Source organism: Vibrio astriarenae (assembly GCF_010587385.1).
GTDB lineage: Bacteria > Pseudomonadota > Gammaproteobacteria > Enterobacterales > Vibrionaceae > Vibrio > Vibrio astriarenae.
Genome location: NZ_CP047475.1, coordinates 1,508,741 through 1,527,675, shown reverse-complemented (window position 1 = coordinate 1,527,675; position 18,935 = coordinate 1,508,741). Strand labels below are relative to the sequence as shown.

The window sequence follows — 18,935 nt, the reverse complement described above, 5'->3', positions numbered from 1 at the left end:
ATTAGAACCACCCTTTTTTGCCGTTGATTTGGTCGCTGACGGGTTTGAATGCGTCAACGTTGTTGATTGCGCCAAGAATCACAAGCGTTACGCACGCAGTGATTAGAATCGGCGTCATGGTCTTTTTATCGACTTTCATTGATTACCTGCTTTGGTTAGTTATGGCGTTATGCCGTTGAAAAACAGGACTAATAAAAGCAAGGGATTGGGTAATTGGGTAGGTAGTGCAACCTAATAGGCTAAGGGCTTAACCTATTAGGTACAAAGGAAGCAAAATTGTGGAAATACTGAAGGTTACAAACGGAAAAAAGCCACAGCCGCAAGAACGAAAGCAGCGCCTACTAAGCAAAGAGAAAAGAAGACGAATCGTTGATACTTCATTGTTTGCAACGATGAGTCTATTATTACTGCTTTATGCTTGATTGCATCGCGTTCACGTTGAGTAATATTTGTGCTTTCCAAGCTATCGAGAAACGCATTGAGGCGATTTAAACGCTTAGTGTATTCATGTGATTGACAAGAAAGCCATGAATATTTGCTGTTCACGGCTTTGGTCACTTCGTCATATAGCTGCGAACTCTCTTGAACCAGTTCGTTGTAAAGGGGCATGTTCACCTCTAGTTATTTGTCTAGCCAATAACTAAAGCGTAGATTAAATACCTTATACATCAATGGTATCTTTAATTATTTTGTACAGTTCAATTCTCCCATTTGTATATTATCAATCCCTTCTTTGATGAGCATGTATTGCGCGATTCCGTTGTTTTGCGCAGCGGTTTTTAGCGCCTTGAGCGCATCAGGACACACCCCACGCAGTTTATGAATGGCGTTCACGTCCGATAGGCTAGACAGCCCGCCCACCCACCAAGTGGGGCTTTGGGTAATGACCGTTTTCGGCACTTCTTGGGTACGTTGGAACGCACTATGTACCACTAAGCCAAATTGACGACCGCCGCGCCATAGCTCACCCGCTCGCCCATTCAGTTTGGTGCTGGTTTCGGCGGCGCTGCCTAATTCCTCAATGACCACGTGGAGCGGTTTTTTCAGTCCATCCCCCACGCTCCAAACAATCGCCGCGAACATTTCGAGATTTTCCATTGTGGCGGGTTTAACCAGGGCACATTTAAAACTGGCATTTTTTGCCCGTGCTGCCACCAATGCTCGCGCAAATGGCGCAAATTCGGTGAAGCGTTGGACGTTTTGCCCTTTGAATTTACCGTTGCAATAGTTCTCGTAGGGATCAAAGAACACCACTTGAGCGCCACGCGGTACAAGGTTTAATTTCTTGATTGCCGTCGTTTTTCCGCCACCCGTGCCCGCCACATATACGGTATGCAACGCGGGCAACGTTTGGTTTGCGTTTTTCGGGCTTGGCAATTTAAGCGGCTGCGCTTTCTTCGCCATGCTCACCCCCTTGCGTTACGGTTTCATCATTGGCGGCGGCTTTCTCTTTCACCGCTTCCAGCGCGACAAGCTGCTCAAATTTAAGTCGCTTGATGGTTGCCACACTGGTCATGGTTAAACCGCCCGCAGCAAGCAATAACATGCCCTCATCTTTGTATTTTTCGACCCATCCAAGCCATGTGCCGCCGTATTTCTGGATGATAGGTTGCGCGGCTTCAATAAACTTGGCTTTTTGGGCTTCATCATAGTGAAAAGACACGCCCGCCATCATTGAAATTGCGCCCTCTGATAGCCCTAAACCGTAATCAAGCATCATGGCAGCGGCGGCGGCATCGGCTTCACTGATTTGCAGCGCCTCGCCTTGCTCGTTTGGTGCTTCAGTTTGCGGGGCTTCGCCGCGTTCCATTGCGTCAAAATCTTCCAATTGACTAAACGCGGCGTTATGGTCGGTTACTTCGTGGTTTTCGGCTTCAATGCCGTGGTTATCAGGCTGTTGCATGTTGTTTTGTCGTCCCTTTGTGGATGAATAGAAATAATGCGATTAGGGCGGCGGCTGCCGCCAAGTATGGTGTTAAGGCTTCAAGCCGTGTTTTAACTGGCTTCGGCTCGGTTTCTGTTACGGCTTCAATCACTGGCTTTGGCTCGGCGACCACTGGCGGCGCGGCTGGCTCTGAAACCTTGGTTTTATTGGTTTCGGGGCTGTTTAGCCCCTCTTTGGTTTCGCTCATATTGGCTTTGATGAATGCTTGGAACTGCTCACCTTTGCCTTGCTGAAAGCCGCAATTCGGGCAATTGAAATACAAGCGCCCCGTATTGCGTTGATTCTTTGGCGGCTCGCCCACGGTCAATATTTTGTGCTCACCGACCGCGTGAACCGTGGAGATACAGCCACAATCAGGCATGTGGCAACGGATAAAGCCTTTTACTGGGTTTTTGCTCGCCATGATGCCCCCTACAGCTCAGTTTTCTGCATTTGGGTTTCGAGCTCTAACAAACGTTCATTGGTTTGTTTCATCCAAACCACAAGCAGACGCAGCGGCGCGGTAAACGCTTTTAACATCATGTGACCGCTCGCCTTTTGGATTTCCTTTTCAATTTCTGCCGTGATTGCATCGGATTGATTCATTTTGATTCTTCCTTGACTGTCATTAGTGAATTAGTTGCTGACCAATAATTGCCCGTCTTTGAGTCGGACAGATTGATATTCATCTACCATGCACCACCGCCCCTCATAAAGCAGAGAAATGCACTCCGTTAAACGAGCACTGTCCCAACCAGTAACCGTTTTTAGTTGCTGTTCAAGCCACGGGTTACAGTTATTTTCAGTGCTCCAAGACGCCGTTCCACGGCTTTTTAAAAGACGCTTCACGTCTTTCGTTTTTACAAGCGAATAGCACTCGCTTGCGGTTTCGATCACTTGACCCAACCACTCAAACCCCACGATTTTGTGGATGGTTTCGCCGTAGTCATTTTTCTTTGATTTGTAGGCGAGTTTTGCGCCGTGCGCTAACTTGCAAAACAGCGCCCATTTTGATGAATCTGCCGCCTGTCGAAGCTCTTCGAGTTGCTCATCTTCTTTCGTTTGCTCGGCGGTTGCTCGGCGTAGACTGCGCCACAGTGACACGGGCTCGCCACCAAACTGCTGAAACTGGCGGATGCGGTGAACCGAAGCCCAAGCACGCACTTTGAACGCACTTTCTTCGGCTTGGGTTTCTGGCATGTGCTTGCCGTTGATGTTCTTGGAGACGTATTTGGCAATGTACGCCGTTGCGCCGCCCTTACTTGGATCGGCTTCTTTTACATCAAAACGCGGTGAGGTATCGTCGCCAAGCTCGGCACGGTCGAGCGCCAGCGCTTCCCCTTCCAATATGCTGAGAATGCTTGCCTTAACCTTTGGCGAACAAAACAAGAAATAGTGCGCGTGACTGGTCGCGTCTTTGTGTGGCTCGGCAACACGAAAACCGAAATATTGAATTTCCGCTTTCGCCAGCTTTGCGCGAGCGAGTGACCATTGATACATCAGCTCGGCGTGACCGTCTTTCACGCTTGACCCGTCCCACTTTGGTGAATTGCGGTGAAAGCGGCTTGGCAACGTCCATGTAATAAACAGCGCCGTGTAGCCCATTTCCTCGGCTAATTCTTCAAACCCACGTGAGCGCACCATCATTTCAATGCGGCGGTTTTCGGGGTTGGCAATGGTACGTTTGGCGACTTCCTCCAATAGGAAGTGCTCGCCCGTGTCCTCGTTGTAGACACTCATTGATTTCATGTACTGTTCAGATTCACGCTGTTTACGCTTCCAGTTACCAAATGAAATCTCCGATACGTAATGGCTTTGATGCCCTTTATCACCGACACGGCTCAACGCGATTTGTGAATATTCAATGTAGTTGGCACGCAGACGCAGCAAGCGCGATTCAAGCCATTTTTCAGACTGCATTTTCAACACTGCCGCCGTCAGCATTTCCTCTAATAATTCCGCGTCTTTCGTTTTGAAATTGACCATCGGCGGGCTGATATGAATGGTCTCAAGGAGCGCTTTTTGCTCGCTATAAACCGCATACAACGCGCCAATAAACGAGCTGTGCTTATCCGCTTCAAGATTTGATAGTAAATCCGCACACTTATCGGCGTATTTACCCGCGAACTTGTTGAGCGCATCATCACGCATCAAAATATTGTGCGTCAGCGGCTCAGTGCGTGCCCCTTTGCGACAATCGACAAAAGAAAAGCGGTTTTCTATGTGCTGGGCGACACTCAAGCCAAACTTGACTGCGTCACTCGCTGTTTTACTCACGTTCTCTTTTGTGGGGTTTTTGCGGCGGGTTCTCGCCTCCACTTTACGCCTTACATCGTTACGAACAATGGCGGGCAAGCGTGGGAAAAAACGGCGGGCAAAGGTGTTTTGATGGATAGCATCATTGGCGGTCGTTTTTGCCGCCATTTTGATTTCTATCTCTTTGCGATCAAGCTTCATAGCGTGACCACCAAACGGCGAGTCAAATCCATTGGAATAATGGCAATGCTTGAATTGATGTAGGTTGCGCCCTGCTCGGTGTATTCCTCACATTGAGCAATCAAGGCGTAAAAGTTGGAGGAAAAGGGCTTAAACGGCAAGCCCTCACCCGTTGCGAGTAGGTTTTCATTGCTGACAATCTCAACGCTCGCCATGATTGCCCCCAACCATTGCGCCGCGTGCGTCCAACTCAATCAAACGTTTGAGAAAAGAGTCTGCGCCCATCGCGGGCGCGTCCTCTTGCTTGCGGAACTGTTGATAATCATCAAAAACGGCTTTGGGTACGGTGGTCACAATATCACCGTTGAGCATCACGGCGGCACGGTCGCTGCCTTCCATTAACAAAACGCGATCAAAATGTATGGTGCAAACATAACCTTGCTTGCAAAACAGGTTTAACAGTAGGTATTTACCCTCTAAAGCGTGTTCAATCTCGAAATGAATCATTTTTTTGCCCTCGCTTGTTGTCTGCTTTTTTTGGTTAGCTGTCTTAATCGCTCGCTTTGCAAATGCACCATGAGCGCACTTGAGCGTTTAAACGAACTCTTGTGATTTGAGTTGTATGACACGCAATCAATCACCTTGCGGGCTTGTAGTGTCCCCAAGTCCTGGATGAGTTCATTGGCATGACGTAATGTTGATTGGAGAAAGCCGCGCTGCATATCGGAGGTGACACGGGCTTGAAATTGGCGAAACTCTTTTGAGGATTTCATGCTGCACCCCCTTTGACGCGAGCAAAACGCGCTGGGATGTGGCGAGAGGTTGGCTTGTTTTTCTTGAGCTGGCGCACATGTTTGAGGCAGCGAGCGACCCATTGAAGGGATTTTTGGGTCAATTCTGGATTAGGATTGGCACAGCCCGCCATATCAGGGCAAGGCAAGTGTATTGGGCTTAATACTTTGTTTTTGCTGGTTACTTCCATGTTCTTTGACCTCCGCAAGTCTTAAAAACGTTACGGAAACGAACATACACAGGAATAATTGAGCACTCAACCGCTGCTGGCTATGTACAAAATACAATTTGTAGAGCTAAAATTAACGAAACACAACGAAATCAATCAGGTGAGCTATGAACTTTACAAACGTTCTTTTAGACAGAGTGAAATCCCGCTTTGCGCTTACCTCCGACTATCAATTAGCTAAGAAATTGGGCTGCTCTACTGGTCGCGTGTCGAATTGGCGCACAGGGCGCAATCCTATGGACTGGGATATTGTATTTGAAATCGCTGATATGCTGGAGTTGGACGATCAATTTGTTGTGCAAAATCTACTCACTGAAAAGTATAAAAACCCTCGCCTAATCAATGCCTTACGTAGCCCTGCACTAGTCTAATCGCGTATTTACCACATTATACATAATGCGCACTAAAGAATTCGTTAATTTCGACCCTGTATAGAGTCTCTTTGTCTTGCTAATGCTTCATGATATTGCTCTGTTGATTCATATAAACGTGCATCAAAGCGACAAATCATACCAATGTAGTCAGGTGAAATTCCAAACTTTGAGGATAACTCTGAATACGTTAAACCAAGGTCACGTAGATCTCTAATCATATTGATATCTTCTTGTGGGAACTTAGTGAAAAACGAATCATCAGCAACCTTGAAGTAGCTAACGCCAAGTCTTTTAGCCCGCATTGAAATAGCACCTTTTGAACGACCTAGTTGTTCAGCTACTTCACGCAAACTCAAAACGAGTACATTGGCTAGAATGAAATCATCCTCTTGTTCAGTAAAAAAGTTTCTATTTGGCCTGAGCCCAAGTTCCTTTCTTTTGTCGACAACTGAATAATATGTACGATTTAGATCAAGTGCTATTTGCTTTAGTGACAAAACACCATAATTATCAATAAGGTACTGTGTATCTTCCGGTGAATAGCAAGTGTATTTGCGCTTAGACATGTTCTAACCTCAACGCCTCATCGTATAGAACATCTGTTGAAACTCGCAAAAATGGAACGTCGCAATAAGCATTCAAGTATACTAATAAGTGAACAATATCCCCCTGACGAACAAAACGACATTTAGTCGTAGGGAAAGAACGTTGCAATAACTGGATATCAGTCAGAGAATCCAATGAAGCGGTATTTTCAGGTAAAGAAAAATCAAGCGCAGCCATAAACTTATCCTTAAGAAGTGCTAATTTCGGATGCTTTCTTAAAAACTAAAAACTGAAAGCCGGTAACAAAACCAAGAGCGAAAGCAGTACACAAAGAACCGCAGATAAAAACGACGTCTTCCATTAACGTTGTCCTCCCCAAATGCAGCCAAGGCCAAAACATACGAATAGACCTATGCAAAAAACCAATAACCAAAGTGAATCAAATTGCTCAAACTGTCATTAGAGAGCCCTTTAAATTTCAGGCTCAAGAGGTTCAATTAACATCCCAAAACGTTTCAATTCAAGGCCACCAAAATTGTTAACGACAAAACTAGAGCTATGAATTGTGTAATTTCCAGCAACATAGGCAGGTTGACCTTCTTCTAGACTTAGTTTCATTTCTACAGGAAATTTACCCCCCAAATATGCGTACGCGGTTTGTTCATAAATTGTACGCGGAGGCTTATTGTCCTTACCTGGTATTGTGCGAGTAGTTACATGTGCGTTCTCTGGGAAAACTTCTATTTTGAGCATATTAAATTTCCTATTGTTGCTAATGAAGATGATGTCAGTAGTGGTGGAGCTAGCTTGGATACCCTCCCCGCGCTGCGCGCAGAGAGAGCAACCAAGCTATGCGACTGCTTTAAATGGCAAGATGTTTGATTGAGCAACCTGAGGCAATTGATACCACTCAGGAACAGTAAGTGGCCTAACTTCAATGACCTCTGAACGTTTCAGTGTTGGACACATACGACTAACATCGAAAGGTTGAGCAATATCAATACCAATTTTTTTTAACCTCGATTTGTGTTCATAAAATTGGCTTTGCTTCAAAACACCACGCAAATCAACACCATGCTGCCACATGGTAAAATAATTCATTGTGGTGTTCGCTTGTCGAATTGAGTCGACAGCAGCGACTTCTAAAAGTTGGTCTGCTATAGATTGATGCTCATCATGTGTTGCGTGTAGTGTGTTCATAGCGTACTCAATATCATTTAAATGTGCATGAAAGTCTTGTTCTGTTACTAGCCCATAAAATTGTAAGTTGTGACGTTTCAATAATTTCTGTCTTAGACTATGTTCTTCGCGTACAACGCCTTGTTTTTGACAATAAGTGATTAATTTATCGATGTAGTTAATCTGATCTTCTGTAGTTGTTTTTCTTCGTTTACTTTTCTTGAGATGCTTTTCTAATTCAAATGCTTTGCAATATAGCTTTGTCATCATCCACTCTGAAGCTTCACCCCAATTGCAAGTCATGCCGTTTGGATAAAGTTTTGGCTCTCTACCACGCCCTATTTGCATCGATGACATACCACGAATAAATGATGTTTCATGGCCATGTCCAACCATGTGATTTCGAGTCCAATCGATTAATGTGATTTCTGCACCGTCACCGACAAGTGTTGACGATTTTTTTTCAGAGGTTTGACGGTGACTTAAACGAGTGTTTTTTGTGAATGGTGGTAAGCCATATTTGGACAAAACATGGTTATAAACCTCGACACACTGGTCAATAGACTTCAATCCAAAAAGATTATCCATGCGTTGCCAACGAGATGGATTGCCTTCGACTCTGACACGGTTACCATTACAACGAATAGTTAGCTTAGTGCTGTATGAACCTTCAAGTATTTTTTGGTTTACATTCGGGGGAAGCTTTTCGCCAGTCTCCATATCAACCCTTTCAATAACATGAGTACCGACGAAAGGTAGACCTCCGTCAGGGTAATCTTGTTGTATGAATAGTTGGTCAATGAAGAACAAATCAAAACCCTGTCAAGTACGTTTTTATGTACCTTACAATGTGGAAAAGTAAACTTCAAGGGATGGGTATCAAAAACAGGTGTTACAATAATAAAAAAACGTACATTGAGGGAACTTAAAGTGATTAAAGATGTACTTCGAGCTGCAAGAATGAGAAAAAACCTAACTCAACAAGATGTGGCAGAAAGAATCAAAGTTGCAAAGCAGACATATCTAAAATGGGAAAACGGCGAGACAGAGCCAAAAGCCAGTCAGATCCAAAAGCTTTCAGAAACACTCAACATCTCTGCTAATGAAATCTGTAGAGGAGAAGAATCCAACAAAATGGAACTGCAAGATTTTATTGTAGAATTATCAATAAAGGATATGCCGAGAGAAGTTGTCATCATGACAACATGGGAAATGCTCGATGATCACAGAGAGTTTTTGAAAGAGTTAGACGACTTCAAAAGAAGATGAGAATTCCGGAATTCCGGAGTTAGTTCGGGTGTAACAGGAACCCGAACCTTTTCTTTGCCAAAATCGACCAAAGGTGAACGCTTCATTTTTCAATTAGGCTTAGCAGGGTGTGGGGAGTGGCTACGCTCGTGACGTTCAGTAGCTAACCGCGCCGATTGAATTTGGTAACAAAAATCAAAACCGGTGGGCGGCTTGGTGCTTCGCTTGCACTTCGTGCATTGCTTATCCCTACGGGGCTAGATTCAGTAAGTGTGGTGTGTTCGGTGGGTGCGCTTCAAGGGCGCAAGGTGAAATGTAATCCTTAATGCGCATTACTGGGTTTATGTTACGGGCTTCACTTGTAAAGCGATTCTCACTCGCGACATGTACGGCTAAGGCCGACAATGAGTAGCTCACTCGCCCACCCTTTACGGCATTGCGGCTAAAGCAAACCACTCAACATAAATCCCATCGCATAATGCGCACTAAAGAATTCGTTAATTTCGACCCTGTATAGAGTCTCTTTGTCTTGCTAATGCTTCATGATATTGCTCTGTTGATTCATATAAACGTGCATCAAAGCGACAAATCATACCAATGTAGTCAGGTGAAATTCCAAACTTTGAGGATAACTCTGAATACGTTAAACCAAGGTCACGTAGATCTCTAATCATATTGATATCTTCTTGTGGGAACTTAGTGAAAAACGAATCATCAGCAACCTTGAAGTAGCTAACGCCAAGTCTTTTAGCCCGCATTGAAATAGCACCTTTTGAACGACCTAGTTGTTCAGCTACTTCACGCAAACTCAAAACGAGTACATTGGCTAGAATGAAATCATCCTCTTGTTCAGTAAAAAAGTTTCTATTTGGCCTGAGCCCAAGTTCCTTTCTTTTGTCGACAACTGAATAATATGTACGATTTAGATCAAGTGCTATTTGCTTTAGTGACAAAACACCATAATTATCAATAAGGTACTGTGTATCTTCCGGTGAATAGCAAGTGTATTTGCGCTTAGACATGTTCTAACCTCAACGCCTCATCGTATAGAACATCTGTTGAAACTCGCAAAAATGGAACGTCGCAATAAGCATTCAAGTATACTAATAAGTGAACAATATCCCCCTGACGAACAAAACGACATTTAGTCGTAGGGAAAGAACGTTGCAATAACTGGATATCAGTCAGAGAATCCAATGAAGCGGTATTTTCAGGTAAAGAAAAATCAAGCGCAGCCATAAACTTATCCTTAAGAAGTGCTAATTTCGGATGCTTTCTTAAAAACTAAAAACTGAAAGCCGGTAACAAAACCAAGAGCGAAAGCAGTACACAAAGAACCGCAGATAAAAACGACGTCTTCCATTAACGTTGTCCTCCCCAAATGCAGCCAAGGCCAAAACATACGAATAGACCTATGCAAAAAACCAATAACCAAAGTGAATCAAATTGCTCAACTGTCATTAGAGAGCCCTTTAAATTTCAGGCTCAAGAGGTTCAATTAACATCCCAAAACGTTTCAATTCAAGGCCACCAAAATTGTTAACGACAAAACTAGAGCTATGAATTGTGTAATTTCCAGCAACATAGGCAGGTTGACCTTCTTCTAGACTTAGTTTCATTTCTACAGGAAATTTACCCCCCAAATATGCGTACGCGGTTTGTTCATAAATTGTACGCGGAGGCTTATTGTCCTTACCTGGTATTGTGCGAGTAGTTACATGTGCGTTCTCTGGGAAAACTTCTATTTTGAGCATATTAAATTTCCTATTGTTGCTAATGAAGATGATGTCAGTAGTGGTGGAGCTAGCTTGGATACCCTCCCCGCGCTGCGCGCAGAGAGAGCAACCAAGCTATGCGACTGCTTTAAATGGCAAGATGTTTGATTGAGCAACCTGAGGCAATTGATACCACTCAGGAACAGTAAGTGGCCTAACTTCAATGACCTCTGAACGTTTCAGTGTTGGACACATACGACTAACATCGAAAGGTTGAGCAATATCAATACCAATTTTTTTTAACCTCGATTTGTGTTCATAAAATTGGCTTTGCTTCAAAACACCACGCAAATCAACACCATGCTGCCACATGGTAAAATAATTCATTGTGGTGTTCGCTTGTCGAATTGAGTCGACAGCAGCGACTTCTAAAAGTTGGTCTGCTATAGATTGATGCTCATCATGTGTTGCGTGTAGTGTGTTCATAGCGTACTCAATATCATTTAAATGTGCATGAAAGTCTTGTTCTGTTACTAGCCCATAAAATTGTAAGTTGTGACGTTTCAATAATTTCTGTCTTAGACTATGTTCTTCGCGTACAACGCCTTGTTTTTGACAATAAGTGATTAATTTATCGATGTAGTTAATCTGATCTTCTGTAGTTGTTTTTCTTCGTTTACTTTTCTTGAGATGCTTTTCTAATTCAAATGCTTTGCAATATAGCTTTGTCATCATCCACTCTGAAGCTTCACCCCAATTGCAAGTCATGCCGTTTGGATAAAGTTTTGGCTCTCTACCACGCCCTATTTGCATCGATGACATACCACGAATAAATGATGTTTCATGGCCATGTCCAACCATGTGATTTCGAGTCCAATCGATTAATGTGATTTCTGCACCGTCACCGACAAGTGTTGACGATTTTTTTTCAGAGGTTTGACGGTGACTTAAACGAGTGTTTTTTGTGAATGGTGGTAAGCCATATTTGGACAAAACATGGTTATAAACCTCGACACACTGGTCAATAGACTTCAATCCAAAAAGATTATCCATGCGTTGCCAACGAGATGGATTGCCTTCGACTCTGACACGGTTACCATTACAACGAATAGTTAGCTTAGTGCTGTATGAACCTTCAAGTATTTTTTGGTTTACATTCGGGGGAAGCTTTTCGCCAGTCTCCATATCAACCCTTTCAATAACATGAGTACCGACGAAAGGTAGACCTCCGTCAGGGTAATCTTGTTGTATGAATAGTTGGTCAATGAAGAACAAATCAAAACCCTGTCAAGTACGTTTTTATGTACCTTACAATGTGGAAAAGTAAACTTCAAGGGATGGGTATCAAAAAACAGGTGTTACAATAATAAAAAAACGTACATTGAGGGAACTTAAAGTGATTAAAGATGTACTTCGAGCTGCAAGAATGAGAAAAAACCTAACTCAACAAGATGTGGCAGAAAGAATCAAAGTTGCAAAGCAGACATATCTAAAATGGGAAAACGGCGAGACAGAGCCAAAAGCCAGTCAGATCCAAAAGCTTTCAGAAACACTCAACATCTCTGCTAATGAAATCTGTAGAGGAGAAGAATCCAACAAAATGGAACTGCAAGATTTTATTGTAGAATTATCAATAAAGGATATGCCGAGAGAAGTTGTCATCATGACAACATGGGAAATGCTCGATGATCACAGAGAGTTTTTGAAAGAGTTAGACGACTTCAAAAGAAGATGAGAATTCCGGAATTCCGGAGTTAGTTCGGGTGTAACAGGAACCCGAACCTTTTCTTTGCCAAAATCGACCAAAGGTGAACGCTTCATTTTTCAATTAGGCTTAGCAGGGTGTGGGGAGTGGCTACGCTCGTGACGTTCAGTAGCTAACCGCGCCGATTGAATTTGGTAACAAAAATCAAAACCGGTGGGCGGCTTGGTGCTTCGCTTGCACTTCGTGCATTGCTTATCCCTACGGGGCTAGATTCAGTAAGTGTGGTGTGTTCGGTGGGTGCGCTTCAAGGGCGCAAGGTGAAATGTAATCCTTAATGCGCATTACTGGGTTTATGTTACGGGCTTCACTTGTAAAGCGATTCTCACTCGCGACATGTACGGCTAAGGCCGACAATGAGTAGCTCACTCGCCCACCCTTTACGGCATTGCGGCTAAAGCAAACCACTCAACATAAATCCCATCGCATAATGCGCACTAGGGTTGTAAGAGCTATTTAGTAATGTCCGGTTTAGACCAGATTGAAATGTCCTCGTATTAAGTCTCGATGTTCGTTGCTGAGGACCTAAACCGATGTTAATCCCTATGAGTAACCAAGACCTAAACCGATTTAAAGTACTGCAAGATGTTCGTGATCGTCGTCTTCGTCAAGTTGACGCGGCAGAGATCCTAAACCTCTCTCCACGACAAGTTCGACGCTTACTTGTCCAACTAAGCCTTCATGGTGCACAAAGCCTTGCTCATGCTGCTCGCGGTCGACCAAGTAACCGTCGTTATGCGGATGACTTTCGGATGCAAGTTTTGGAGATAGTTCGAGCCCAGTATGCTGACTTTTCTCCGACCTTTGCCCTCGAAAAGCTAATTGAGCAACACAACTTGAAGGTCTCCAAAGAAACACTCCGGCAATTGCTGTTTTGAAGCATATCTGTCGAATCCTTAAAGCTCGTTTGCGAGTAACTGTAACCGGATAAACTTTTCAGCTTTTTTATAACGAAATTTTTTTCCTTTCTTCAGCCAACGCTCGCTCTCTTTGCAGAGTTTGTAGTCTCCTCGAGAACTGACACGTTTAATTTGTGCATATTGATGCGAATGTTCCATTTCGATCATCACTTCACAGTAGCTGTTGTCTGAAAAATTTTGCTTCCGTAAAACTTTTTCAAGTTTGGATTTAATCATTCCAGCCGTCTCATTTCGCTCTGAGTCGTCAGCTTGCGCTGAGTTTAGACCTAGAATCAAAATGCAAACACTTTCTACTAATCTCAGTTTCACTTTGGTCAATCCATCTTAATCATAAGTGTCTAACCATGCTATCGGTCTTAACAGAACCTCATATATGAAAAAGCCTCGAACTGCATGGCACTTCGAGGCTTATTTGAAAATCAGTGTTAAAGCTATCGTAAAAACTGTGACTTACTCCTGCAGTAACTTGTTCAGATCTTCTTTCAGTGAACTTACGGTTTGCGTGGCTTTTTCGCTGCGTGAAGCTTCTGACAGTAAATATTCAATAGCATCTGACAATGTACAGCCCAACTCATTTGCACGATAAGAGAGCTTTTCCCACACTCGGTAGTCTAAGTCGATTGATTTCTTACGAGTGTGAATTTGTTCTGCGTTGTAGTGACGTTTGCGTTTTGCTCGAATAGCCTGCTTGAGTTTAACATCAAGCTCTTCAGACATATGTTCTTCAATCCACTCTAAAACGAGTGTCGGAACAGACTCCATCTCTCTTAGTTGATCCACTGCCGCTTTCTGCTCACTGGTATCAACGTAACGAGTGATGTTATCGCCATCTTTCCACTTTTTAATTAGGTACTGCCATTTCCATCCACATTCTAAGTTTTCTAATTGCTGGTATTTCATTTGCCATTCCCCAAAAATAAGGGTGACAGCGTAACCCAAAAATACACCCTTGTGAACAGAGACTATGTAAAATAGAGAGTACGATCATGAACTGCATGATTAGATTCAATAAATTACATTACATCGTGCAGTAACCATTTCCTGAGGAAACTGCGCGCATCTGCAAAGAGATACGGGTATAATTCGCATCATTAAAGATAGTTTGACTTCACCTCGAGAATCTATGAATCAAGAAACATGGCAATCGGTATGCCCGCAATACGACCAATATCAACGTTCGATTGATGCTTTCAATACACTGGTGCCCTGCTCTTTTATGAGTTTGCAGCGTAGGTTTACCCAAGCTTTAACGACTTTTTCTATGCATTCGCAAGCGCGTAAACAAGGCGGTGTCTCTCGAATTCTATTGGTTAATGCTCCAGACAACCCGATTTACTTCAACGAGATTGTCGAACAAGTTCAAGGGGCAACAGCGAGTCGTGTTATCGCCTCTTCAACCCTTGATTCTTATGATGTTTTTGGTAGTTACCGTGTCACCGAGTCCGGAGAAACTGTACATACTCCAGGTATCATATCCGAGCTTCATGAAGGCGTTCTGGTTCTTAGCGCGAACTTCTTATTGGCTAATCCCCAACAATGGTTAACGGTTAAAGCACTGGTGCTTGGCCAAGCTATCTCACCACTTTGCTCTGATAGAAAGTACGGCAAACAACCCGCTCCTCACTCAACTCACGACATAAAGATTGTGATCGTTGGTGACAGAACCCAATTTGCTGAACTTGAGTACTTAGACGATGAGATTCATTCTGGTCTTGCTCTATTCAGTGAAATTGAATTAGAGATCCAGCTCTCTGAGTCGGCCATCAATGACTATCTTGGGTTTGTAAAATGGTTATCAGATAAGCATGAGTTGCCTATTCTGGAATCAAGTGCCATTCATACCTTGATGATAGCTGGTGCACGTGAGACTGAGGATCAACGCTACATGCCTTTGGGGCTTTTGTGGCATGTCTCTATATTGGAAGAATCAGCGTTACGCGGTAACCGATCTTCAATTTCAAGTGATGACATCGAGGGCGTCATTCAAGATAGAACGTATCGAGAGTCTTACCTTCCTGATCGTGCTTTATCTGACATCCGTGATGGACAGGTGATCATTGAAACAGAAGGCGAGCAAGTTGGCCAAGTGAATGGTTTGACGGTTATTGATGTTCCTGGCCACCCGCGAGCGTATGGGGAGCCTGCTCGAATCTCATGTGTCATCCACTTTGGTGATGGTGACATTTCTGACGTTGAGCGTAAAGCCGATCTTGGTGGTAACTTGCATGCCAAAGGAATGATGATCATGCAAGCATTTGTGAGTAGTGCCCTCCAATTAGAGGAGCCATTACCCTACTCTGCTTCTCTTGTATTTGAGCAATCTTACTGTGAAGTGGATGGTGACAGCGCGTCTCTTGCCGAGTTATGTTGCTTTGTGAGTGCGTTATCAGACTGTCCAATCAACCAACAAATTGCTGTGACAGGTGCCGTCGATCAATTTGGGCGCGTACAAGCTGTCGGCGGCCTAAATGAAAAAATAGAAGGTTTTTATCACGTTTGTCAGCATCAAGGTTTCACCGGTCATCAAGGTGTCATCTTACCCAAGTCTAATCTGAAGCATCTTGCACTGAACCGTGATGTAGTAAACAGCATTCGCAATGGTGAATTTCACATTTGGTCTGTTTCTAGCGTAGATGAAGCCGTTCCTATACTTATGAATATTCCATTTAGGGATGAACAGAAAGAGTTAGAAACTGAAGAGCAACCTGAACAAGAAACCGTACTTGGCAAAATCGCAGAGCGCATTGAAGCGTTTGATCGACATGCTCATCCTATGACCATTTTTGAACGTCTAAGAAGTTGGTTTTAAATCAAAATGTGCTTGAGCTTGCACTTTAATACCTTTCACACTGGTCGGTGTTGTTTAGCGTACACGTGTTCTCTAAGATGCGTAAATCAACATTTGGAGTAGTAAGCAAAATGCAAAACAAGAAAGAATCTTATAACCGCGACGAACTATTAGCATCAAGCCAAGGCGAACTATTTGGCCCAGGTTATCCTCAACTTCCAGCGCCAAACATGTTGATGATGGATCGCGTTACCAAGATGTCAGAAACTGAAGGTGATTTTGGTAAAGGTTTAATTCTTGCTGAACTTGATATCACACCAGACCTATGGTTTTTCGACTGTCACTTCCCTGGTGACCCAGTAATGCCTGGTTGCCTAGGCTTAGATGCGATGTGGCAGCTAGTTGGTTTCTTCCTTGGCTGGGTTGGCGGAAAAGGCAAAGGTCGTGCACTTGGCGTAGGTGAAGTGAAATTTACAGGTCAAATCCTGCCAACAGCTAAAAAAGTGACTTACGAAATCCACATGAAGCGCGTTGTAAACCGCAAACTTGTGATGGGTCTTGCTGACGGTCGCGTATTGGTTGACGGAAAAGAAATCTATGTCGCTAAAGACCTTAAAGTCGGTCTGTTCCAAGATACGTCAGCATTCTAATCGCGAGTGTAACTAGAGTGGGGTTAAAGGCCCAAATTACCCACTTTAGTTATGCCTCAAAAGCACCAAGGCCCCTATTCGGGGCCTTGATTCTCTCAATTCTATAAGTTAAACACGTATTCGATCTTATTTGTATAGGCCTGCGTTTTTATCGTCCCTTGCGTCTCGCCAACCACCTAACCAATACGATTTCGCTTCCATTTGCTGATATGGACATTCCTCGGAAGAGCGTCCATTCAAACCAGCTTTGTATCCTTGCGAATGTGCTCTTTCGTTGCGATCTCGCTTTTGTCTCTTCATTATGTCGTCCTCTTTAACGTACTTGTTGTTCACGTTGAGATGACAACCAAAGTATTGCGGGTCTCCCACTGTACTTGGCATCAGCAATAAATAAAGACTGAGTCACAGCAGCCTTTTTATACCTACCAAGTGAAAGAACCTCCCTTTGGTATCGGCATCAACTTTCATGAAGTTTTTGTGACTACCTAATAAAGATCGTACAAAATGCGCCCAGATACAAGATATAAAAAAAGCACGCGCTCATTTATGTGAGCGCGTGCTCTGATCGAAAAAAAAGTCTATTTTCTACGGAACCCTAAGAAACCGAGAGCAACAAGGAACAACCAACCGAAGCCAGCGCCTTGACGATCAACCGGAGGATCGTTCACGCCACGGGCAGCAATCTCGGGATCATCCGTTATTTCACCATCTTCATTAATCAAAGCCAAAGGATTTGGAACTAACTTAACAGCAACGACTTCTTCAACACCTACTTGATTGCCACAATAAGAGTTGTGAGTCGTATCATCATAACCATCAGCACAGTAGATCGCAGTAGCTGAAATAACACCTGCATCATTAATGTCAGACGCCGCAATGATCCTGTAGTGGTTATTGATACCGTTTGGATTACCATCGTTAGTCAAATCATCAAGCAGCCAAGCCTTGTTGTTGTACAACTCTGCTCTCTTACTCGTTTCCATATTGGGAACCGTATAAATAAAACCGCGTCGGCGACGAGGTTGCCCATCGTTTTCACGAGCTTGCGACGCGTCAATTGTACCGACAATTTCATTAAAATTGTTTATTGCACCTAAATCTGCCCCCACACCAGTGAAGAATAGACTTTGTCCATAACTCTGTAGATACTTAGCCGAGCGATTACTTACGATGTTCTCAACAACAAATGGTTTATTGGCCGCTGCACCATTTTCAGGACGACTACCATAAAGCTTCGATTCACCGATAGCTACTCCATTATCATTCATAGATACGAGCTGTGTGTTGCTGTAAACCACATCCCCATCACTGTTCTTAACTCTTGCACCTGAGATACCACCAACATTTACAAAGGTATCATCGTCATTAACTCTAAATACCGATGCTTCGTAGTAGTTGTTATTATTGTCGTAAGTATTGTATCCAACTGCATAGATGCCACTCGAGGTTAAGGCGATATCACGGATACTGCCCTGTGCCAAACGCTCACCGTCTTTTTCTTTACCACTTGGCCACCCAATGCGAGCGTACTCATAGGTACCCCCGTTTTCTGACTTCCAGACGGTAGCGTTGGATATAAAGTGGTCACCATTAGTATTATTACGAACACGCGAGCTACTACCAACGATATACGATGTGGACACATCATTATTATCCACGTCAGTAATATTTAATTGAGCCCATGTTCTATAATCTACGATGCTGTCATCAACTGGCAGCTCGACGTTAGATTGAATACCAAGGCGAGCACCATATACGCTACCTGCAGATTGGGTCGATTGAATACCAATTGGACTAACGGTTGTTTCGAAAGTGCCGTCACCCTGATCAACCTCACTAACATACAATCGGTTAATTAGGTTATTAAAATCAGTATTTACATAGAGGTCATCATTATTCTCGACAAATGCCTGAATATTTTGGACTCCCGTGTTTACCTGACGACTCCATGCATTCCAATGGGTTCTCGCCCAGCTCTCGCATGTCGCGTAAAGTAGCTCACGATAGCAGTAGCTTTTAAACGAATCATAATCTTCAATATAACCAAAGGAAGCATCCATAGCAAAAGGAGCTTCATCTCGAAGGCTAACACCTTCAACCGACACTCGAGCCTCACCGGCTACAAGGAAGTCTTCGCTACAATTCACATCAGAAGTTTGAGTAAAACATCCCTTGTAATCAAGTATAGAAAGCTGCCTTTCAGTTGTCGGTGTAATAGCCACACCATGAACCTCGTTGTATGAGTGGGTGTTTTCTACACTATCAGTGACGTCAACTTTGACAACGTTATACATCGGCTCGATAGCATTTGCTGAAAACGTCGAAAGCAGTGACACCGTCACTACACTCAACTTAAAATTTGTACTACTCAT

Annotated in this window: 30 protein-coding genes; 6 read left to right on the top strand and 24 right to left on the bottom strand. The window is 43.6% G+C overall.

Annotation, left to right across the window (positions count from 1 at the left end; translation table 11 throughout):
* Window position 1: 1 nt before the first annotated feature.
* From GT360_RS21815 to GT360_RS07225, 10 genes are all read right to left on the bottom strand, one after another.
* Window positions 2-139: a hypothetical protein gene (locus GT360_RS21815; RefSeq protein ID WP_204274553.1), complete on the bottom strand. Its 138-nt coding sequence runs from the start codon at window positions 137-139 to the stop codon at window positions 2-4.
* 155 nt (window positions 140-294) lie between these two features.
* On the bottom strand, window positions 295-609 hold the full coding sequence (locus GT360_RS07265; RefSeq protein WP_164648226.1) for a hypothetical protein: 315 nt from the start codon (window positions 607-609) through the stop codon (window positions 295-297).
* Window positions 610-684: 75 nt separating this feature from the next.
* The gene (locus GT360_RS07260; RefSeq protein WP_164648225.1) at window positions 685-1,404 is read right to left on the bottom strand and encodes a P-loop NTPase family protein; all 720 of its coding nucleotides are present in this window, start codon (window positions 1,402-1,404) and stop codon (window positions 685-687) included.
* Window positions 1,379-1,903: a hypothetical protein gene (locus GT360_RS07255; RefSeq protein WP_164648224.1), complete on the bottom strand. Its 525-nt coding sequence runs from the start codon at window positions 1,901-1,903 to the stop codon at window positions 1,379-1,381. Before GT360_RS07255 ends, GT360_RS07260 begins: the two co-directional genes overlap by 26 nt.
* The gene (locus GT360_RS07250) at window positions 1,890-2,348 is read right to left on the bottom strand and encodes a hypothetical protein (protein WP_164648223.1); all 459 of its coding nucleotides are present in this window, start codon (window positions 2,346-2,348) and stop codon (window positions 1,890-1,892) included. The genes GT360_RS07255 and GT360_RS07250 overlap by 14 nt, the downstream gene beginning before the upstream one ends.
* An 8-nt stretch (window positions 2,349-2,356) precedes the next feature.
* Window positions 2,357-2,530: a hypothetical protein gene (locus tag GT360_RS07245; RefSeq protein ID WP_164648222.1), complete on the bottom strand. Its 174-nt coding sequence runs from the start codon at window positions 2,528-2,530 to the stop codon at window positions 2,357-2,359.
* A 30-nt stretch (window positions 2,531-2,560) separates the two neighbouring features.
* Window positions 2,561-4,381 (bottom strand): replication endonuclease, encoded by a 1,821-nt coding sequence (locus GT360_RS07240; RefSeq protein ID WP_420825438.1) that lies wholly within the window; start codon window positions 4,379-4,381, stop codon window positions 2,561-2,563.
* Window positions 4,378-4,575 carry a hypothetical protein gene (locus tag GT360_RS07235; RefSeq protein ID WP_164648221.1) on the bottom strand — a complete coding sequence of 66 codons (198 nt, stop codon included), beginning with the start codon at window positions 4,573-4,575 and terminating at the stop codon, window positions 4,378-4,380. The genes GT360_RS07240 and GT360_RS07235 overlap by 4 nt, the downstream gene beginning before the upstream one ends.
* Window positions 4,562-4,867 carry a hypothetical protein gene (locus tag GT360_RS07230; protein WP_164648220.1) on the bottom strand — a complete coding sequence of 102 codons (306 nt, stop codon included), beginning with the start codon at window positions 4,865-4,867 and terminating at the stop codon, window positions 4,562-4,564. The genes GT360_RS07235 and GT360_RS07230 overlap by 14 nt, the downstream gene beginning before the upstream one ends.
* Window positions 4,868-5,129: 262 nt before the next feature.
* Window positions 5,130-5,342 (bottom strand): hypothetical protein, encoded by a 213-nt coding sequence (locus GT360_RS07225; RefSeq protein WP_164646937.1) that lies wholly within the window; start codon window positions 5,340-5,342, stop codon window positions 5,130-5,132.
* A 146-nt stretch (window positions 5,343-5,488) separates the two neighbouring features.
* On the opposite strand from GT360_RS07225, the gene GT360_RS07220 reads away from it, so the two are divergent.
* A complete protein-coding gene (locus tag GT360_RS07220; protein WP_164648219.1) occupies window positions 5,489-5,752 on the top strand; it encodes a helix-turn-helix domain-containing protein in 264 nt (87 codons plus the stop codon).
* A 44-nt stretch (window positions 5,753-5,796) separates the two neighbouring features.
* Here the strand turns inward: GT360_RS07220 and GT360_RS07215 are convergent, their stop codons facing one another.
* The 5 genes from GT360_RS07215 to GT360_RS07200 all read right to left on the bottom strand — a co-directional run bounded on the left by GT360_RS07215 (window position 5,797) and on the right by GT360_RS07200 (window position 8,290).
* Window positions 5,797-6,321 (bottom strand): hypothetical protein, encoded by a 525-nt coding sequence (locus GT360_RS07215; protein ID WP_164648218.1) that lies wholly within the window; start codon window positions 6,319-6,321, stop codon window positions 5,797-5,799.
* Complete coding sequence (locus tag GT360_RS07210; protein WP_164648217.1) at window positions 6,314-6,538, bottom strand: hypothetical protein; 225 nt, start codon at window positions 6,536-6,538, stop codon at window positions 6,314-6,316. The genes GT360_RS07215 and GT360_RS07210 overlap by 8 nt, the downstream gene beginning before the upstream one ends.
* A gap of 123 nt (window positions 6,539-6,661) precedes the next feature.
* Window positions 6,662-6,727, bottom strand: coding sequence for a tail virion protein G7P-2 (locus GT360_RS22045; protein ID WP_420825444.1), 66 nt, complete (start codon window positions 6,725-6,727; stop codon window positions 6,662-6,664).
* A 45-nt stretch (window positions 6,728-6,772) separates the two neighbouring features.
* A complete protein-coding gene (locus tag GT360_RS07205) occupies window positions 6,773-7,054 on the bottom strand; it encodes a G5P family DNA-binding protein (RefSeq protein WP_164648216.1) in 282 nt (93 codons plus the stop codon).
* Window positions 7,055-7,150: 96 nt separating this feature from the next.
* The gene (locus GT360_RS07200) at window positions 7,151-8,290 is read right to left on the bottom strand and encodes a phage/plasmid replication protein, II/X family (RefSeq protein ID WP_164648215.1); all 1,140 of its coding nucleotides are present in this window, start codon (window positions 8,288-8,290) and stop codon (window positions 7,151-7,153) included.
* Window positions 8,291-8,410: 120 nt separating this feature from the next.
* Between GT360_RS07200 and GT360_RS07195 the strand changes: the two genes are divergently transcribed.
* Complete coding sequence (locus GT360_RS07195; RefSeq protein WP_164648214.1) at window positions 8,411-8,749, top strand: helix-turn-helix transcriptional regulator; 339 nt, start codon at window positions 8,411-8,413, stop codon at window positions 8,747-8,749.
* A 476-nt stretch (window positions 8,750-9,225) separates the two neighbouring features.
* On the opposite strand, the gene GT360_RS07190 is transcribed toward GT360_RS07195, so the two are convergent.
* The 5 genes from GT360_RS07190 to GT360_RS07175 form a co-directional block, all read right to left on the bottom strand.
* Window positions 9,226-9,750, bottom strand: coding sequence for a hypothetical protein (locus tag GT360_RS07190; protein WP_164648218.1), 525 nt, complete (start codon window positions 9,748-9,750; stop codon window positions 9,226-9,228).
* The gene (locus GT360_RS07185) at window positions 9,743-9,967 is read right to left on the bottom strand and encodes a hypothetical protein (protein ID WP_164648217.1); all 225 of its coding nucleotides are present in this window, start codon (window positions 9,965-9,967) and stop codon (window positions 9,743-9,745) included. Before GT360_RS07185 ends, GT360_RS07190 begins: the two co-directional genes overlap by 8 nt.
* 123 nt (window positions 9,968-10,090) lie before the next feature.
* Window positions 10,091-10,189, bottom strand: a complete 99-nt coding sequence (locus GT360_RS22040; protein ID WP_420825437.1) for a tail virion protein G7P-2 — start codon at window positions 10,187-10,189, stop codon at window positions 10,091-10,093.
* An 11-nt stretch (window positions 10,190-10,200) separates the two neighbouring features.
* Entirely contained in the window at window positions 10,201-10,482 is a 282-nt protein-coding gene (locus GT360_RS07180; RefSeq protein WP_164648216.1) for a G5P family DNA-binding protein, read from the bottom strand.
* Between the two features lie 96 nt (window positions 10,483-10,578).
* Window positions 10,579-11,718, bottom strand: a complete 1,140-nt coding sequence (locus tag GT360_RS07175) for a phage/plasmid replication protein, II/X family (protein WP_164648215.1) — start codon at window positions 11,716-11,718, stop codon at window positions 10,579-10,581.
* A 121-nt stretch (window positions 11,719-11,839) separates the two neighbouring features.
* Here GT360_RS07175 and GT360_RS07170 point away from each other — a divergent pair, with 121 nt between their 5' ends.
* The gene (locus GT360_RS07170) at window positions 11,840-12,178 is read left to right on the top strand and encodes a helix-turn-helix transcriptional regulator (RefSeq protein WP_164648214.1); all 339 of its coding nucleotides are present in this window, start codon (window positions 11,840-11,842) and stop codon (window positions 12,176-12,178) included.
* A gap of 560 nt (window positions 12,179-12,738) precedes the next feature.
* Complete coding sequence (locus GT360_RS07165; RefSeq protein ID WP_164648213.1) at window positions 12,739-13,083, top strand: helix-turn-helix domain-containing protein; 345 nt, start codon at window positions 12,739-12,741, stop codon at window positions 13,081-13,083.
* 18 nt (window positions 13,084-13,101) lie between these two features.
* On the opposite strand, the gene GT360_RS07160 is transcribed toward GT360_RS07165, so the two are convergent.
* The gene (locus GT360_RS07160; RefSeq protein ID WP_239502604.1) at window positions 13,102-13,434 is read right to left on the bottom strand and encodes a hypothetical protein; all 333 of its coding nucleotides are present in this window, start codon (window positions 13,432-13,434) and stop codon (window positions 13,102-13,104) included.
* Between the two features lie 141 nt (window positions 13,435-13,575).
* The gene (gene matP / locus GT360_RS07155; RefSeq protein WP_164648212.1) at window positions 13,576-14,025 is read right to left on the bottom strand and encodes a macrodomain Ter protein MatP; all 450 of its coding nucleotides are present in this window, start codon (window positions 14,023-14,025) and stop codon (window positions 13,576-13,578) included.
* Window positions 14,026-14,248: 223 nt separating this feature from the next.
* On the opposite strand from matP, the gene GT360_RS07150 reads away from it, so the two are divergent.
* Together GT360_RS07150 and fabA are read left to right on the top strand one after the other, a co-directional pair.
* The gene (locus GT360_RS07150) at window positions 14,249-15,934 is read left to right on the top strand and encodes a S16 family serine protease (protein WP_164648211.1); all 1,686 of its coding nucleotides are present in this window, start codon (window positions 14,249-14,251) and stop codon (window positions 15,932-15,934) included.
* A 110-nt stretch (window positions 15,935-16,044) separates the two neighbouring features.
* Window positions 16,045-16,563 carry a bifunctional 3-hydroxydecanoyl-ACP dehydratase/trans-2-decenoyl-ACP isomerase gene (gene fabA / locus GT360_RS07145; RefSeq protein ID WP_164648210.1) on the top strand — a complete coding sequence of 173 codons (519 nt, stop codon included), beginning with the start codon at window positions 16,045-16,047 and terminating at the stop codon, window positions 16,561-16,563.
* A 126-nt stretch (window positions 16,564-16,689) separates the two neighbouring features.
* Here the strand turns inward: fabA and rmf are convergent, their stop codons facing one another.
* Both rmf and GT360_RS07135 read right to left on the bottom strand, forming a co-directional pair.
* Window positions 16,690-16,863, bottom strand: a complete 174-nt coding sequence (gene rmf / locus GT360_RS07140; protein WP_164648209.1) for a ribosome modulation factor — start codon at window positions 16,861-16,863, stop codon at window positions 16,690-16,692.
* Between the two features lie 278 nt (window positions 16,864-17,141).
* The gene (locus GT360_RS07135) at window positions 17,142-18,935 is read right to left on the bottom strand and encodes a DUF3466 family protein (protein ID WP_164648208.1); all 1,794 of its coding nucleotides are present in this window, start codon (window positions 18,933-18,935) and stop codon (window positions 17,142-17,144) included.